Origin of the sequence: Butyricicoccus porcorum (genome assembly GCF_002157465.1) — a bacterium.
In the GTDB taxonomy this organism is placed as follows: Bacteria; Bacillota; Clostridia; order Oscillospirales; family Butyricicoccaceae; genus Butyricicoccus_A; species Butyricicoccus_A porcorum.
In genome coordinates, this window is sequence record NZ_NHOC01000002.1 from 115829 (window position 1) to 132619 (window position 16791).

A 16791-nucleotide genomic window follows, 5' to 3' on the forward strand; every position below is an offset into this window, starting at 1 on the left:
GACTTGCAATTCTGTATAGGAGAACAGTTATGTCAAAATTAAGCGTCAAAAAACCGTTTACGGTTTTGGTCGGTATCATACTTGTGCTCGTTCTGGGCGTGGTATCGTTTACCAAAATGACGACAGACCTGCTGCCGAATATGGATCTGCCATATATGGTTGTATATACGACAGATCCGGGTGCGGCACCGGAATCAGTGGAATCAGAGGTTACCAAGCCGATGGAATCGGCACTCGGTACGACGACGGGCATCAAGTCGGTCAGCTCGGTTTCCAATGAAAATGTCAGCGTTGTCATTCTGGAATTTGAGCAGGGCACCGACATGAATGCAGTCAGCATTGAGATGAGCAATACCATCGATCAGGTCAAGGGCTCGCTGCCGGATACCTGCGGCACGCCGGTCATGATGCAGATCACGCCGGATATGATGCCGGTTATGGTTGCCAGCGTCGATGTCGACGGCATGGAATCGGAAGAGGTGTCCGATTATGTCAATGATACGCTGCTCAGCCGTTTTGAGCGTCTGGACGGTGTCGCATCGGTAGACACCACCGGATTGATTGCATCCAAGGTCAAGGTCACGCTGGATCAGGACAAGATTGATGCACTCAATGACAAGGTGCTGGCTGCGGTCGACAGCAATCTGGCGGAGGCAAAAAAACAGCTGGATGACGGACAGGCACAGCTGGATGCAGCAAAGGCGAAAATCAGCAGCGGGAAGTCCAGCCTGAGCGGTTCGACGGATCAGCTGGCAGGACAGATGGCGGATGCGAGCGCGCAGGTCGATGCGGCAAACGCGCAGTTGAATGCCATCCTGAGTGAGGAGACAACGCTTCAGGCAAATCAGACAGCGTTTCAGACTGAGCTGGAACAGCTCCAGAAGTATGCGGATCAAAATGACCAGATCCATGCGCTGTCCGTTCTTATTGTCGCCTATAACATCACCGGATCCATTCCGGAGGTCAGTTTCCCGCTGACGGCGGAGGATATCAACAGCATCGCAGGAACTTCGGCACAGCTGCTGGAGGCACTCAAAGATCCGGCGACCTATATCGGGAACATGTCTGATGAAGCATTTGCCGAGGCAGTCACTGCGATTGCGAGTGCAATGCCGGATGGAGTCGACCTGTCACAGCTTTCGGGGGTTTCTCGCACAGACTTTGTTTCGCTGGCTACGGCAACGTCCTATGCATCGACCCGTGTCGACGAGATTCAGACCGAACTGCGCAACATCAGCACGCGGCTGGCAACCATCGGCGCAATGAAGCCGCAGCTGGAAGAGGCGCTGAAACAGGCACAGGACGCCTATGCAAAGCTGGAATCGAGCAAGATTCAGGCGACGCTCAACATCGCACAGGGCTCGACCCAGCTTGCGGTCGGCAGTGCATCGCTGGAGAGTGCGCAGCAGCAGCTGGATGAGGCAACCAAAGAATTTGAGGATGCGCGCGATGAGGCATACAAACAGGCGGACATCAGCGGCATTATCACGGCCGACATGATTAGCAATATCCTGATTGCAGAGAACTTTGAAATGCCTGCCGGCTATGTCAAGGACAGCAGCGACCAGTCCTATATCCTGAAGGTCGGCGAGACATATGATTCCGTCGATCAGCTGTCCGATATGATCCTGTTCCATATGGATATGGATGGCATCGGAGATATTCGTCTGAGCGATGTCGCTTCGGTTGCCTATACGGATGAGGCGGACAGCTCGACCTATGCAAAGGTAAACGGCAACGATGCGGTTGTGCTCAGCTTTTCCAAGCAGTCCACGGCGTCCACCTCTGCCGTTACTGATGCAATCAAAGAAGAAATAGAAGAGATTGCGGCGGAGGACGACCGGGTTCATGTCACGCCGCTGATGGATCAGGGCGATTATATCCACCTGATTGTTGAAAATGTGTTGTCCAACCTGATTTATGGCGGCATTCTCGCCATTTTGGTTCTGTTGATTTTCCTGCGCGATATCCGTCCGACGGTTATCATCGCGTTCAGCATCCCGCTCAGCGTGCTGTTTGCTGTCGTGCTGATGTACTTCAGCGATATGACGCTCAATCTGATCTCACTGTCGGGTCTTGCGCTCGGCGTCGGCATGCTGGTCGATAACTCGATTGTCGTCATTGAGAATATTTATCGCCTGCGCAGTCTGGGCGTGCCGCCGGCAAAGGCTGCTGTACAGGGCGCACGGCAGGTTGGCGGTGCCATCTTTGCCTCGACGCTGACAACGATCTGTGTCTTCCTGCCGATTGTATTCACGGAAGGCATTTCGCGCCAGCTGTTCACCGATATGGGTCTGACCATCGCTTATGCATTGTCTGCGTCGCTGATTGTCGCGCTGACGGTTGTCCCTGCAATGAGCTCGACCATGTTGAAGAAGGAAACGGCAAAATCACACAGCCGTTTTGACTGGCTGACCGGAAAATATGAAGGTTTCCTGCGCTGGTGCCTGTCGCACCGCGCATTGACGCTGGGGGCCGCGCTCGCACTGTTTCTGTTCGCGTGCGGCATGACCACGCGCATGGGCATGACATTCATTCCGGAAATGTCGTCCAATCAGATGAGTGCCACACTGACGCTGCCGGAGGACACCGACGATGTCACTGCGGACGCAACGATTGACAAGGCAATGGAAGTGATGCAGGGCATTGAAGGCGTGCAGACAGTCGGTGCCATGCGCAGCAGCGGCGGCATGATGTCGCTCGGTGCGGACAACAGTGATACCGCATCGTTTTACATCCTGCTGGATGAAAAGGCGGACAACGCGGCGATTGCAGACCAGATTATGGAACAGACGAAGGGCATCAACTGTGAGCTGTCTGTCTCGGAATCCACCATGGACATGAGTTCGCTCACCGGCTCCGGCGTACAGATTGACGTATACGGCGACGATCTGGACGAGTTGCAGGACACCTGCGAGGCGTTGGCCAAGGAACTGGAAAGCATTGAGGGACTGGAGGAAATCTCCGACGGCAACGAAGACCCGGATATGCAGAAGGTTATCACAGTCAACAAGGATGAGGCGATGCGCAAGGGCCTGACCGTGGCGCAGGTGTACAGCTCCCTCGCCTCCGATTTGACCAGCGAGGTCACATCCACCACACTCAAGGTTGGACAGGAAGAGCTTCCGGTGGTTGTCGTCAAGCCGTCGACGATAACGGCAGAAAATATCATGAAGCAGACGGTCACCTCGACCGATGCCACGACTGGGGAAAAGACCGAAGTTCCGTTGGATACCGTTGCGTCGCAGAGTGAAAGCCGTGCGCCGACGTCGATCAACCGCATCAACAATGAACGCACGATGTCGGTCACGGCGGCGGTCGACGAAGACCACAACATCACGCTGGTCAGCCGTGAGGTACAGGACATGCTGGACAACTATGACATGCCGGACGGCATCCGGGCGGAAATCACAGGCGAGAATCAGACCATCAACGACACAATGAAGGATCTTGTGCTCATGCTGCTGCTCGCAATTGTGTTTATTTACCTGATTATGGTTGCGCAGTTCCAGAGCCTGGTCAGCCCGTTTATCGTCATGTTTACTATGCCGCTTGCATTTACCGGCGGCCTGCTCGCGCTGCTGATTACGGGGCAGGAGATCTCCGTGCTTGCTATGCTCGGCTTTATCATTCTGGCAGGTGTTGTTGTCAACAACGGCATTGTATTTGTCAGCTGTGTCAATGACCTGCGGCTGGAGGGCATGCCCAAGCGCGAAGCGCTGGTAACGGCAGGAAAAATGCGTATCCGTCCGATTCTGATGACCGCGCTGACAACGATTCTCGCTATGTCCACCATGGCAATGGGCATCGGCACAGGCGGCGAAATGGGACAGGCGATGGCGATTGTCGTCATTGGCGGCCTGGCCTATGCGACCGTGCTCACGCTGATTGTCGTACCGATTATCTATGACCTGTTTAACCACCGGGAAACCATGCGGAAGATCGATGTCGGAGAGGATGAACTGGATGGCTGAGACAGAGAAAAACTATTCCCCGAAAGAAATCGCTGCATTTCAGGGTTTGTTTGCCTTGGCGAAAGACGGCAGGCAGCTTTCCAGCATCAAGGTGCAGGATATCGCCACTGCCGCAGGCATGGGAAAGGGTACCCTCTACGAATATTTTTCCTCCAAAGAGGATATTTTATCCGGTGCGATTTTTTACGCGCTGGATGGAGTCATGAACCGGTTTGAACAGTCGGCGGATGAAACCCTGACGTTCCGGCAGACATTAGAGCACTTTTTCAGTGAGTTGGACAGTGATGTGCCGTTTGCCGCGCTGTCCATGCTGGTTGCTTCCATGGCGCCCGACCAGCGGGAGAAGATCCGGGTGCGCGGGCAGGACAATATGAAGCTGCTGTTCTCGCGTATGAAGCAGGCAGAGGCGCGCATTTTTTCCGCCGGGCGCCGCAGAGGGGAAATTGACCCCGGACTGGATGACGGCTTTTGTGAATATGTCATTGTATCCGCTCTGTTCGGGCAGGCGGCAGCACATATGTTTGCTTGTCAGGAATGCGGACACCAGCTTTCGTGGAGCAGGATGGTCGAGATGATTTGCCGGACACTGCGACCATAAACCGTACATTTGTCGGTTGCATTTGCGGATGGCTGTGCTATAATTACATTTAACAGAAATTTAACCGAGGAACAGCGCCGGAGCATACTCTGCGGCTGTCGGGAAAGGAAGAACGAATGCATGCAATCGGATAAAATCGCACTGATTACGGATTCCTGTGCAGACCTTTCGGCAGAATGGGCGCAGAGATATCCAATTTATACGGTTCCCTATACCATTACGTTTTCGGACGGATCGTTTCAGGACGGCGTGGATATTTTTGCCGATGAGGTTTATCGCAGACAGGTCACGGAGATGCCAAAAACCTCGCTGCCGTCCGGCGCCGTGCTCGCGGACACCTTCCGGAAAATCCAGGATGATGGCTATACCCATGCCATTGCCATTATGCTGTCCAGCGGCTTGAGCGGTTGCTATCAGATGACCCGCCTGATGGCACAGGATTGCGAAGGGCTGGAGGTCGCCGTGTTTGATTCCATGAGCGGCAGCCTGGGAGAGGGCGCGATGATCCTGACGCTGGCGCGCCTGATCGAAGAGGGGCGCAGCTGGGAGCAGCTGCTTGCGCTGACGCCGCGCATTATGAAAAATACCTATCCTTTTTTCACCGTGGATACACTGGAATATTTGCAGCGCGGCGGACGCATCGGCAAAATTACCGCGTTGGCAGGTACGGCACTCGGGATCAAGCCGATTCTCGCCTTCGACCCGGTCACGGGTGAGCTGACCAGCATCCATAAGGTGCGCGGACGCGCGGCGGCGATGAAAAAGCTGGTGCAGACCGCAGTTTCGCACCTCGAGCCGGGCAAGCGCTACAACATCATGTGGGCGCATGGCGGCACGCCGGAGGAAGGGCATAAGATTGCCGAAATGCTGCGTGCGGCAGCGCCGGATTTTGAAGGCGAGTTTTCCGGCGAAATTGACTGTACACTCGCGTCCTATGTCGGCCCGCACCTGCTGGGTGCAGCCGTACAGGTTTTGGACGACGATATGTGAGGAGACAGAATGAAATTTTTACATCTCAGCGATCTGCATCTGGGCAAGCGCGTGCATGCATTTTCCATGCTGGAGGATCAGCGCGTGATCCTGGAGCAGATCGCGCAGATGGCGCGGGCACAGTGTGTGGATGCTGTTGTCATCGCCGGTGATATTTATGATAAATCCATACCGCCCGGGGAAGCTGTCGGCCTGTTCGACAGCTTTTTTACGTCGCTGTGCGCCGCGGGCATTTCAGTGCTCGCCATCAGCGGCAACCACGACTCCGGCGAGCGGCTGAATTTCGGCCAGACCTTGCTCGCGCGGCAGGGCGTATACCTCGCCGGTACCTTTGGGGAAACCATGGAATCGGTGGAGCTGTGCGACGCGGACGGCTGCCGGGTGCAGTTTCATCTGCTGCCGTGGCTGCGTCCGATGGAGCTGCGCGAGCGGCTGTGGCTGGCGGAGAGCACACAGCAATACGCGGTACAGGCGGCGCTGGAGACAGCAGATTGGGATGACAGTGCACGGCATGTACTGCTTGCGCATGCGTTTGTCACGGCAGGCGGTGCGCTGCCGGAGCAGTCGGAATCGGAAATCATCCCGGTTGGCGGGCTGGATGCAGTCGATGCGGCGCTGTTTGACCGCTTTGATTATGTAGCGCTGGGACATCTGCACCGGGCACAGCGGTTGGGGCGCGACAGCGTGCGCTATGCAGGCTCGCCGCTCAAATATTCGTTCTCTGAGGCAAAATATCCCAAATCCGTCCCGCTGGTGACGCTGGGCGCACGCGGGGAAGCCACGGTTGAACTGCTCCCGCTGAGACCCAGACATGAGATGCGTGAGATTCGCGGCAAGCTCGCGGATGTTACGAGTGAACTAGTTGTGCATGCAGGCGATCCGGAGGATTATCTGCGCGTCATTCTGACCGATGAGGACGAGCTGTATGACCCACAGAGCGCGCTCAAGGAAGTTTATCCCAATCTCATGCGGTTGGATTTTGACAATGCGCGCACGCGCGCGGCGGATATCGATGGACTGTGCGAGGAGGACATCGCGCAGAAGCGGACACCCGCACAGCTGTTCGCGCAGTTTTTTGCGGAGCAGAATGGCAAAGAAATGAGCGAATGGCAGCAGCAGGTGATTGACCGCATCTGCCGCAGAATGGAGGACGCAGATGAAGCCAATTGAACTGACAGTCAGCGCCTTTGGGCCATATGCCGGCGAAGTGTCACTTTCGTTAGAGCAGCTCGGCAGTCACGGCCTGTTTCTCATCACGGGCGACACCGGCGCGGGCAAGACCAGCATCTTTGACGCAATCTGTTTTGCACTGTTCGGTGAAGTCAGCGGTTCACAGCGCGCCGCCGACCAGCTGCGCTCGGATTTTGCAAAGCCGCAGGCGGAGACCTTTGTACACCTGCGCTTCACGCATGCAGGAGAGGAATATATCATTCACCGCACACCGAAATATGAGCGCCCAAAAAAACGCGGCAGCGGTACAGTTACGCAGAATGCCAATGCTGTGCTGACGCGCCCGGATGGCGCGACGGTCGCAGGTGCAACGGCAGTCACCGAGGAGGTCGAACGCATTCTCGGCGTCGGCTGCCAGTCATTCAAGCAGATTTCGATGATTGCGCAGGGCGAATTTATGAAGCTGCTGACAGCGGACAGCCGGACGCGCGCGGAAATTATCCGGCGCGTATTCCATACTGAGCCGTTGGTGCAGCTGCAAAAGCAGATCAAGGCAGAATTTTTGGAATATAACAAAAAGTGCGCCGATGCGCAGCGTGCGGCGGCACAATATGCCGAGGGCTTCCGGCTGGACGAAGGACTGCCGGAGGAGATGGAGCTTTCGTCACTGCTGGACGCGGTACGGCGGCAGAATATGGCGGACGAAGCACAGCTTGCCGCCGACAGGACACGGTTGGAGCAGTTGCGCACGGCACAGACGCGCGCCATCGAAGTGGTCGTGAAGGCGCAGCGCGACAATGAAATGCGCGAAAAATGGCGTGCGGCACAGGAACAGCGCGAAAAGCTGGAAGCACAGAAGCCGGAGGTGGAACAGCAGGCGCAGCGCCTTGCCTGCGCCCGGCGGGCGCACGACATCGTGTTGCCGAAATGGAACACATGGCAGGCGGAACAGACACGCGCACAGCAGCTGTGCGACAGCGTGGAGCGGCGCGGACAGGCGGTGCAGCAGCTGCAAGACAGGACGCCGCAGGTACAGCAGGCGTTTGCACAGGCAAAACAGTCTGAGCCGCGCATGGAGGAGCTGGAACGCGAGATCACCCGCCTGACCGACGCACAGGCACAGACAGCACGCTGGAAACAGGCGTGCGCACAGGCACAGCAGGCCGAAGAGCAGGTTCGGCAGCTGCAAAAGCAGGCGCAGGACCAGGCGGAACGGCGCGATGCAGGCAGCAAACGCATCGACCAGCTGCGCGCGCAGATCGAAGCCTTCCGGGAAGTACCTGCCGCACTGGTGCACACGCGTGCCGCATTTCAGCAGTCACAGGCGGCGGAAAAACAGCTCAGCGCTGCACTGACGCTGTTTGATACACAAGCGCAGTGTGCGGAGCAGCTGGCACAGGAGCAGAAAACATATTTGAAGCTGGAACGCGCATTTGTACGGGCAGAGCAGCAGTACCGTGACAGCGAGCTCGCCTGGAACCGCGGGCAGGCGGGGATTCTGGCACAATCGCTCCAAGTGGGCATGCCTTGTCCGGTCTGCGGCTCGACAGAGCACCCGTATCCGGCACAGCTGGAGTGTTCCGTGCCTACCGAACAGCAGCTCAAGCAGCTGCGGCAGGAGATGGAGCAGTGCCGGGAACGTTGTCAGGCGCAAAGTACGCGCTGCGGTGTGGCACGTTCAAAGGAGGAAGCGGCAGCGGAAGCGGTACAGCGTGCGCTGGAACAGCTGTTTGAGACCGAAGAGAAGACGCGCGCAGAGGTGGAATGTGCTTTGAAGCAGCAGCGCCGGACGACGGCAGAGCTGCTGGAGCAGGGCAAACAGCTTGCCGCGCGTGAAAAGCAGGGGGAAGCCCTGCGTAAAACACTTCAGGCAGCGCTGGACAGCCAGCCTGAACTGGAAACAGCGGCGCGGCAGGCGGAACAGGCGTGCCAGCAGGCACGCCAGCAGGCGGCCGGTGCTACGGCGTCCGCGCAGGAGCTGCGTGCCGCCATCCCGTTCGACGATATAGATGCGCTGCCCGCACAGCTCCACGCCCGCCAGACGGAACGAGACCGTTTGTCCCGTCAGATGGAAGACAGCAGGAAGGCGTGGGAAAGTCATCAGCGTGCACTCGCTGCCGCACAAGAGGCACAGAAAACAGAAACAGAGCAATACATGCAATGCGAGCAGGCGGCGCAGGCCGCTGCACAGGCGTGGAAGGCTGCGCTCACGCAGGCGGGCTTTGCCACCGGGCAGGCATATCAGGACGCGCTGCTGCCGTCGGAGGAACGGACAGCGCTGGAACAGCGCGTGCAGCGGTTTGAGCAGCAACTCGCCGCTGCGGTTTCGCTGGAATGTGAATATGAAGCAGCTGCGAAACAGATCGTACCTGCCGATTTGGAGCAGTTGATACAGATACGCACCCAGGCAGAGCAGGAATGCCGCGCCTGCGAGGGAGAAGTTCACAGCCGTGCTGAGCGCCTGCGGGCAAATACAGAGATTTTACAGCGCATGGGGCAGGTACAGGCGGAGCAGGCAGAGCTTGAGCGTCAGACTGCGGCGCTGCGCGAGCTGTCACAGACGGCAAACGGCGAGCTCGCGGGCAAACAGAAGCTGATGCTCGAGCAGTATGTGCAGGCGGCCTATTTTGAGCGCGTGTTGCAGCGCGCAAACCTGCGCCTGCGCGATATGACACAAGGGCGCTATGAGATGCAGCGGCGCCGCAGAGCGGAAAATAACCGCAGCCAGTCCGGCCTCGATATCGATGTCATGGATTATTACACGGGGAAAACCCGTTCGGTCAAGACACTGTCGGGCGGTGAATCGTTCCTTGGCGCACTGGCGCTGGCGCTCGGCATGTCGGATGTCATTCAGAGCTATGCAGGCGGTGTGCGCGTCGAGACCGTATTCATCGACGAGGGCTTCGGCTCACTCGACAGTTTGGCGCTGGAACAGGCAATTTCTGTGCTGGCGCGCCTGTCGGACGGCGACCGCCTGATTGGAATTATTTCACACGTAACCGAGCTGAAGGATCGTGTCAACCGGCAGATTGTGGTTGGGCGCGGTTCAACCGGCAGCACGGCAAAACTGATTGTGGGGTGATAGAATATGGAACATCAAATGAAAATAATTGCGCGGATCCACACGGATTTTCCGACCAAGTTTGGCATTCCACGTCAGAGCGGTATTGTTGACGCACTCCGGGCGTCCATCGTTTTTGAACCGGAATTCCGCAACCCGGATGCGCTGCGTGGGTTGGACGGCTTTTCCCATATCTGGCTGATCTGGCAGTTTTCCGAGGGCATCCGTGAGACATGGTCGCCAACAGTGCGCCCGCCCCGGCTGGGCGGCAATACGCGCATGGGTGTGTTTGCGACCCGTTCGCCGTTCCGCCCCAATCCCATCGGGTTGTCCAGCGTTCGGCTGGCGGGCATTGACCTGCATACACCGGATGGGCCGGTGCTGTATGTCTCCGGCGCGGATCTGATGGACGGCACGCCAATTTATGATATCAAGCCGTATCTTCCGTATGCGGACAGCCATCCGGAGGCATCAGAGGGGTTTGCACATCCGGTGCGCGACGCAGCACTGCATGTCAACATTCCGGCAGAGTGGCTGGATAAAATTCCGATGGAGCGGCAGGAGGCACTGCGCGGCGTGCTGGCGCATGATCCGCGTCCGTCTTATCAAAATGACCCGACGCGCATCTATGGCATGGCATTTGCCGGACTGGAAATCAAATTTCGTGTAGACGGTGATACACTGACTGTCTGCGGCGTGTGCGCACAGACATAGCCAAAAAAGGCATTTCCGCTGAGAACGGAAATGCCTTTTTGAATTTCAGATGATTACGCAAGAAGGGAGGAGCCGATCCCAATCAGATAGCTTCTCAGCATTGCCGCGCATTCCGCACGGGTTGCGGAGCCCTGCGGCACCAGGGTAGTTGAGGTACGTCCGCTGATGATGCCGTTGGCAACTGCCCACTGCATCGGTGTGACAGCATAAGAGGAAATCTTGGAAGCGTCCGTGTATTTGTTCAGATTTTGCAGGGAGGATGTGTCTACACCGTACCTGTTGGAGTAGCTGTACAGGATGGTTGCAATCTGCTCACGGGTGATGACATCGTTTACACCGAATGTGCCATTGGTATAGCCACTCATAATGCCGTTCTGGTATGCCCAGATGACAGCGTCGCTGTACCACGCGTCCGCCGAGACATCCTTGTAAACTGCGGAATAAGAAACTGGCGGTTTGCCGGACAGGCTGTACAGAATCTGTGCAGCCATCACACGGGTCAGTGCGACGTTGGGCGAGAAGGTCGAAGCAGAAGTGCCGGACATCAGATTATGGTCAACGACAAACGATACGGCCTCTGCATACCAGTTGCTCGAGAGCACATCGGTGAAGCCCTTGACGGAATCGCCGGGATCTGGAACCAGATCTCCCTTGGTCAGATAGAAATTACAGTCGACATCGGTGTTGATGCCGCTGACCCTGCCGGTATCGGAATACTGCCACTGAGTATAGGCACCGGAATACGAGGTGCTGGTGGTATAGTGTGCCAGCCAGATCGATGCAATGTCCTCGACCTCATTGGCATTGATATTGTCAGTCAGGAAGCTCTTGTTTGCATACAGCATCGGCTGATAGCCGGCGTTGGAGATAGTTTCACAAAATGCAAGCGCATTTTTGGTCATTTCGGACTTGGACAGATGTGCCTGATACAGGCGTCCGCTGTTGCCACAGAATTCATAATCCATGACAATCGGAAGGGAGATCTGATATTCCTGGACGCGCTCGAGGACAAAATTTGCCTCAGCGGTCGCCTCTTCAACGGTCAGAGCCTGCGAATAGATGTAAACGCCGACCGGAATACCGGCATGGATGGCGCCTTCCATATATGTATCAAACATCGGGTCTTCGGACAGCGCACCGTTGCCTGTGCCGCGGTAACCGACGCGGATAATGGCGTAGTCAATCCCGGCATTTTTTACTTTGCTCCAGTTGATATCGTCTTCCCATTTGGATACATCAATGCCGTGGAATACATTGTAGCCTGAGGGAACCTGATAGGTTTCCCCGGTCAGGAAGCTGTACTGCGCAGTCTTACCGGCTGCCTTATCGCTGTTAAATTCCGGGGGCGTGTATTCAACCAAGTCTCCTTTTTTCTGGCTTGTGAGCGGATCCTCTGCCTCAGAGTATGCGGCAACCGTGTCTGGGTTTATGGGTTCCGTGCTTTCGATAGCCAGCGCGGTGAGCGCCGAGCCGCAGAAGGTGAAAGCAAGGAATGCTGCCAGCAGTCTTTTTTTCATTTCTTCCCTTCCTTTTGCGTTTTCATACGTTCCTTTTGATGTTACCGAATTGTAACGATACTAAATAAGTTATACCATAGGTTTCCGAATAATGCAAGAACTTTATCTTGGCTCCAAAATATAGAAAATTCGCTATAAAGAGCACGTAAACAGCTGCCCGATTGACAACAGCAGGTCGGCGGTGTACAATCGTGTGAGGACAATGCGAACCGGCAGGCGGAATTTTTCGCACGCATTTCCTGTGAAAAGCCGGAAAAACAGACTGGAAAGGAAAGAAATATGCAGTCAGAAAAGTTATTGGATTTGTTCCGCCGCGCCGTTTCGGCAGGCATATGCATTGCCATCGGCGGCGTAGTGTTTCTGGGGTGTGACAACAAATATGTTGGTGCAGTTTTATTCTCAGTCGGCCTGTTTGCGGTTGTGACGCGCGGCATGGCGCTGTATACCGGCATGGTCGGCTATTTGCCGGACAACTGCAATCTGGATTATATCGGACGGCTGCTGGTCGTGATTGCAGGCAATCTGGTCGGTACCGGCATCATCGGTCTCGGTCTGCATTTGACACGGCAGACCGCCCTGTGTGAAAAGGCGGCGGAGATGTGTGCGGTCAAGACGGGGGATTCGCTGCTCAGTCTGCTTGTGCTCGGCATCGGCTGCGGCATCCTGATGTACATAGCGGTCGATGGCTATCGCAGATTCACCGATCCGCTGACAAAGATTCTCGGTGTATTCCTGTGTGTGCCGGTGTTTATCCTGTCCGGCATGGAACACTCCATTGCGGATATGTTCTATTTCTTCGCCGGGTCGGCGTGGTCGCTGCGCACGGTGATCTGTGTCGCAGTTATTATTCTCGGTAACGGTATCGGCGGCGTGCTCATCCCGCTGCTGCGCCCGGGAAAATAAAAACCGAAAAAACCCAAAACCGGTACTGCTTGTCAGTACCGGTCAGCCTGTCGAAAAAGTCGCCGAAAGGCGGCTTTTTCTGTTATAATAAAGATAAGAGAGACAGGTGATAAAATGATAGTAAAAGGGAAGGAAAACAGAGAGGCAGTAGAGATTGTAAGTCTGGATATGTTAGTGCCCGAGGATCATCTACTGAGGAAAATAGATGCAGCAGTAGATTTCAAACAAATTTATGAATTTGTAGATGATTTGTACTGCAAGGACAACGGCAGGCCAAGTATCGATCCGGTAGTATTGTTTAAGATTGTAATGATACAGCACATATATGGGATACCATCGCTCCGGCGGACGCTGGAAGAAGTGAATATGAATGTTGCATACAGGTGGTTTATCGGTTATCCATTGAATGAGCAGGTGCCGCATTTTTCAACAGTAAGCTATCATTTTAAGCATCGTTTTACAACAGCAACTGTAGAATATATATTTCGGTGGATATTGAACACAGCAGCAAAGGAAGGATTTCTGGATACGAGTGCAATTTTTATCGATGGGACACATATCAAAGCAAGTGCAAACATGAAGAAAAAAGCACGAAAAGCTGTTCCAGTTGAAGCAAAACGATATGCAAAGGAGCTGCGGGAAGAAATTAACAGAGATCGCGAAGAACACGACAAAAAGCCATTCAACGATGATGACGATTCAACACCGCCAAGAAAGGTACTCCGTAGAATTTTGTGTAAGCGATATTCGACAAATGTCAAGAATGGTGCAGTTTTCTGCGCATGTGCTGGCCTGAATTCCCTTGGCTACCGTTCTCCCGTGCAGGCTCTGCAATATGCGCGCCCGCAGGGCGTGAATGCTGCCAGAGCCTGCCGGGAAGCCTACAGCCTGGGAATCAGGTAACGCTGCGGTCGGCGAACATGATCTCCAACTGGCTCAGAATCAGATCCCAGTTCTGGCACCGGGGATGCCAGTGCTTCACAATCCGCTGTGAGGCCAGATAAAGCATCCGGCGCAAGGAATCGTCGTTGGTGAACGACGGCTTGTTCTTCGTCATTTGCCGGAACTGGCGGTTCAGCCCCTCAATAATGTTCGTCGTGTATATGATCTTCCGAATCTCCATGGGATATTCGAAGAAGGTGCTGGGCTATGTGGAAGTGGAAAATCCATTTCCCTATTCCAATTTTCCCCCTTTTTCCCTATATGTGCCAAAACCCGGCTCTCGCTTAATGCGCAGCCGGGTTCTTCGACAGGCTCACCGGTACTGCTTGTCAGTACCGGTTTTCGTCTATGCGGAAGGGGGAATTACTTCTGTTTTACTGCACGCAGTTCAATATAGCCGCGCTCTCCGCGCGGTTCCAGTTGGATGCGGGGAGATGTATCATCCCACACTCTGTACATAGACAGAGTTTCACCTCTTGACAGGTTTCAGTATACGCTGTTTGGAAAGAAGACGCTCGATGTTTTCTGCCCTTTTTCTGCACTGCGGCGTTCCCGAGCGTACAACAATAGAAAAGAAACTTCTGCCACCGGGCAGTTGCGGGATACTGGAGCAAAATTGTTGTAAAAGATTGATTATTAATTTAAGTAAGATGAAAAGAGTATGAAAACAGCCCTGTTTCTTGCGAAACAGGGCTGTTTATCTGGTCCGAGTGACAGGACTTGAACCTGCGGCTTCTTGACCCCCAGTCAAGCGCGCTACCAGCTGCGCTACACCCGGAAATAACTTGCTTATCTATAATAGCACACCGTACATCCAATTGCAAGGACAATTTGTGGAAAAGTCTGCCGCCAGGTTCAGCTTCTGCGTGCGGATCGATGCAAACCATCGGTCATTTTGACCGATGGTTTGCATTGCAACTGAAATATCAGAATTACCTGTCGGACAGATAGTCGTCATAGGAACGTGCGCTTTGCGACGAGTTGGAAAATCCGCACATGCGGTACATGCATTCTACCATATACTGGAGTTCATCCGTGTTGCCGTCGGATACATCATAGAAGATGTGAATGGTCATCAGGGTGTCGTCCGGGAAAAAAGCTCCGAGCTCATAGATTTCCGACGTATGCTCCTCGTTCCCATATCCGGTGACAATATAGCGGGCCGCGCCATCGGAGCAGCTTTCGTTATACAGAATTTTCTGTGGATCGTACAGGCTGTCGGAGGTATCCTCGTAAAATGATTTACAGTAAGACAGGCTGTCGGTGGCCTGTCTGCAATGAAATGTTGCTGTTGCATTGGTCTGCGTCGAGCTGAGCTCTACATCAAATGGATCCAGCAAATCAAATTCCTCGACATCATCGAACAGCTCTGCCGGATAGCTGAAGGAAAACCGGTCATCCAGCTCGGAAGCGGAGGAGACAGAGCTGTCATAGGTTTCATAGGTTGACAGATCCGTTACACTTTCGTATGGATTCTCACTTTCTTCGGAGCGTGTTTCTTCCTCTGTGCTGCCGGAGGTTTCCTCCAGGTCTGCACGGTCAGCCGGTTCTTCCTCCGAAGCATCTACGCCGAAGCTGTAGATTGCTCCTGTTTCCGGGTCATAAACATCAAAGGAACCCTGCTCAATATAACGGGACTGGAACAGATGCAGGTCGCAGGCAGTTCCATCCGGGTTATACATGGACAGCAGGTAATAAACATAATGGTCACAGTCCCAGTTTTCCGTTTCATAATCGCAATAATTGTAATCCAATACCGCTTCGTCAGAAGACAGCTCAAACAATCTGACATTGTTATAATACTGATAATCACTCGCATCCAATCCAAATTCAATGGAATCGTCATCGGAATTATATTGAATCCATGCGTCAGAGTCCAGATCATACCATTTGCCGTAGGCATAACCAAGGAGATAATCCGGATCACATTCTGTGCCGGAGGTTCCGACATCGGAGGTGCCGCCTCCGGTCGGCGTATACCCGGACTCACTGGATACCGGTACATCTGCATAGGCATAGGTATACAGAGCTTCGGTTGTATAGAGAACGGCAGAGGCGGTAGCCGCCGCACCACAGCCGAAGAGGATCAGAGCACCGTACAGGGTAGAACTGGGCGGACAGTTTTTGATGCACAAAAGAATCAGCCATGAGAGGATAGTCATCGGCACGGACAGCAGGAGACCGGCTGCGACATGCCGTGTCAGCAACAGACCGGTAAACTGGCTCCCTGTGCACGCCAGCAGCAGCACAATCCACACGAGAAAGAATGCCAGATTGAGTGCAAAGAGCAAGGGCAGCTGTTTTCCAGTGGCTGTCTGTCCGCCTTTTTGTTTGTCGCGCAGCAGACAGAGTGTACCGCTGGAGGCGAAAGCAAGCAGCAACAGAACGACTGCCGTCGGGGAAAAGAGAATATTTCCCGCAGTCTGCAACACGGCAGTTACGGCATGGACAATTGTTGTCACAATTGCAACGATTGCAAATATGATGACAAGTACGGTACCTCCTACGATTGCGCCGCAAAAGCCGTTGCTCTCAGCGGCAGATGATACCACAGAGGCAGCGGAAAGCTGCCCGCTGCGCCGGCTCGCGTGTGGCTTCGGAGCGGCAGACGGTGATGCGGTTGTTTTGGCTCCGGCGTTTGGCCCGCGGTAACCATCTATATGGCCTACATACGTACTGTTCTGATAGATATAACCTTCCTCTGTAATCAGTCCTATATAGCTTCCGTGGAGATAGATGTAACCGTTGCTGCGGATGACACCCTGATAGCTTCCGGTGTCGTCATAAATGCTTCCGTCTGACCGGATGCTTCCGAGATAGGTTCCGCTACTGTCGTACATATATCCGTTTTCATCGACAGATCCCAGATAGATTCCTCTGTCGTCATAGATATTTGACATGATAATTCCCTCATTTGCCTGT

General features: G+C 54.6%; 10 protein-coding genes, 1 tRNA gene and 2 pseudogenes. 9 read left to right on the top strand and 4 right to left on the bottom strand.

Annotated elements, in window-relative coordinates; genetic code table 11:
- The first annotated feature begins 29 nt into the window (after window positions 1-29).
- The 6 genes from CBW42_RS01965 to tsaA all read left to right on the top strand — a co-directional run bounded on the left by CBW42_RS01965 (window position 30) and on the right by tsaA (window position 10507).
- The gene (locus tag CBW42_RS01965; RefSeq protein ID WP_087017224.1) at window positions 30-3974 is read left to right on the top strand and encodes an efflux RND transporter permease subunit; all 3945 of its coding nucleotides are present in this window, start codon (window positions 30-32) and stop codon (window positions 3972-3974) included.
- Window positions 3967-4572 (top strand): TetR/AcrR family transcriptional regulator, encoded by a 606-nt coding sequence (locus CBW42_RS01970; protein ID WP_165761013.1) that lies wholly within the window; start codon window positions 3967-3969, stop codon window positions 4570-4572. Before CBW42_RS01965 ends, CBW42_RS01970 begins: the two co-directional genes overlap by 8 nt.
- 120 nt (window positions 4573-4692) lie before the next feature.
- Complete coding sequence (locus tag CBW42_RS01975; protein WP_087017227.1) at window positions 4693-5562, top strand: DegV family protein; 870 nt, start codon at window positions 4693-4695, stop codon at window positions 5560-5562.
- 9 nt (window positions 5563-5571) lie between these two features.
- Window positions 5572-6732 carry an exonuclease SbcCD subunit D gene (locus CBW42_RS01980; protein ID WP_087017228.1) on the top strand — a complete coding sequence of 387 codons (1161 nt, stop codon included), beginning with the start codon at window positions 5572-5574 and terminating at the stop codon, window positions 6730-6732.
- Window positions 6719-9814: an AAA family ATPase gene (locus CBW42_RS01985; protein WP_087017230.1), complete on the top strand. Its 3096-nt coding sequence runs from the start codon at window positions 6719-6721 to the stop codon at window positions 9812-9814. Before CBW42_RS01980 ends, CBW42_RS01985 begins: the two co-directional genes overlap by 14 nt.
- Before the next feature lie 6 nt (window positions 9815-9820).
- Window positions 9821-10507 (top strand): tRNA (N6-threonylcarbamoyladenosine(37)-N6)-methyltransferase TrmO, encoded by a 687-nt coding sequence (gene tsaA / locus CBW42_RS01990; protein ID WP_087017232.1) that lies wholly within the window; start codon window positions 9821-9823, stop codon window positions 10505-10507.
- A gap of 53 nt (window positions 10508-10560) precedes the next feature.
- Here the strand turns inward: tsaA and CBW42_RS01995 are convergent, their stop codons facing one another.
- The gene (locus tag CBW42_RS01995) at window positions 10561-12024 is read right to left on the bottom strand and encodes a GH25 family lysozyme (protein WP_087017234.1); all 1464 of its coding nucleotides are present in this window, start codon (window positions 12022-12024) and stop codon (window positions 10561-10563) included.
- Between the two features lie 279 nt (window positions 12025-12303).
- Here CBW42_RS01995 and CBW42_RS02000 point away from each other — a divergent pair, with 279 nt between their 5' ends.
- The 3 genes and pseudogenes from CBW42_RS02000 to CBW42_RS14905 all read left to right on the top strand — a co-directional run bounded on the left by CBW42_RS02000 (window position 12304) and on the right by CBW42_RS14905 (window position 13830).
- Window positions 12304-12927 carry a formate/nitrite transporter family protein gene (locus CBW42_RS02000; RefSeq protein ID WP_087017236.1) on the top strand — a complete coding sequence of 208 codons (624 nt, stop codon included), beginning with the start codon at window positions 12304-12306 and terminating at the stop codon, window positions 12925-12927.
- Between the two features lie 168 nt (window positions 12928-13095).
- Window positions 13096-13401 (top strand): annotated as a pseudogene (locus tag CBW42_RS15140) (transposase); the annotation flags it as partial.
- Window positions 13402-13503: 102 nt separating this feature from the next.
- Window positions 13504-13830 carry a hypothetical protein gene (locus CBW42_RS14905; protein ID WP_242969774.1) on the top strand — a complete coding sequence of 109 codons (327 nt, stop codon included), beginning with the start codon at window positions 13504-13506 and terminating at the stop codon, window positions 13828-13830.
- On the opposite strand, the pseudogene CBW42_RS02010 reads toward CBW42_RS14905, so the two are convergent.
- The 3 genes and pseudogenes from CBW42_RS02010 to CBW42_RS02020 form a co-directional block, all read right to left on the bottom strand.
- A pseudogene (locus CBW42_RS02010) lies at window positions 13823-14071 on the bottom strand (transposase); the annotation flags it as partial. The gene CBW42_RS14905 and the pseudogene CBW42_RS02010 sit on opposite strands and share 8 nt — an antisense overlap.
- A gap of 500 nt (window positions 14072-14571) precedes the next feature.
- A tRNA-Pro gene (locus CBW42_RS02015) sits at window positions 14572-14647 on the bottom strand.
- 154 nt (window positions 14648-14801) lie between these two features.
- A complete protein-coding gene (locus CBW42_RS02020) occupies window positions 14802-16769 on the bottom strand; it encodes a hypothetical protein (RefSeq protein WP_087017243.1) in 1968 nt (655 codons plus the stop codon).
- Window positions 16770-16791 lie beyond the last annotated feature (22 nt).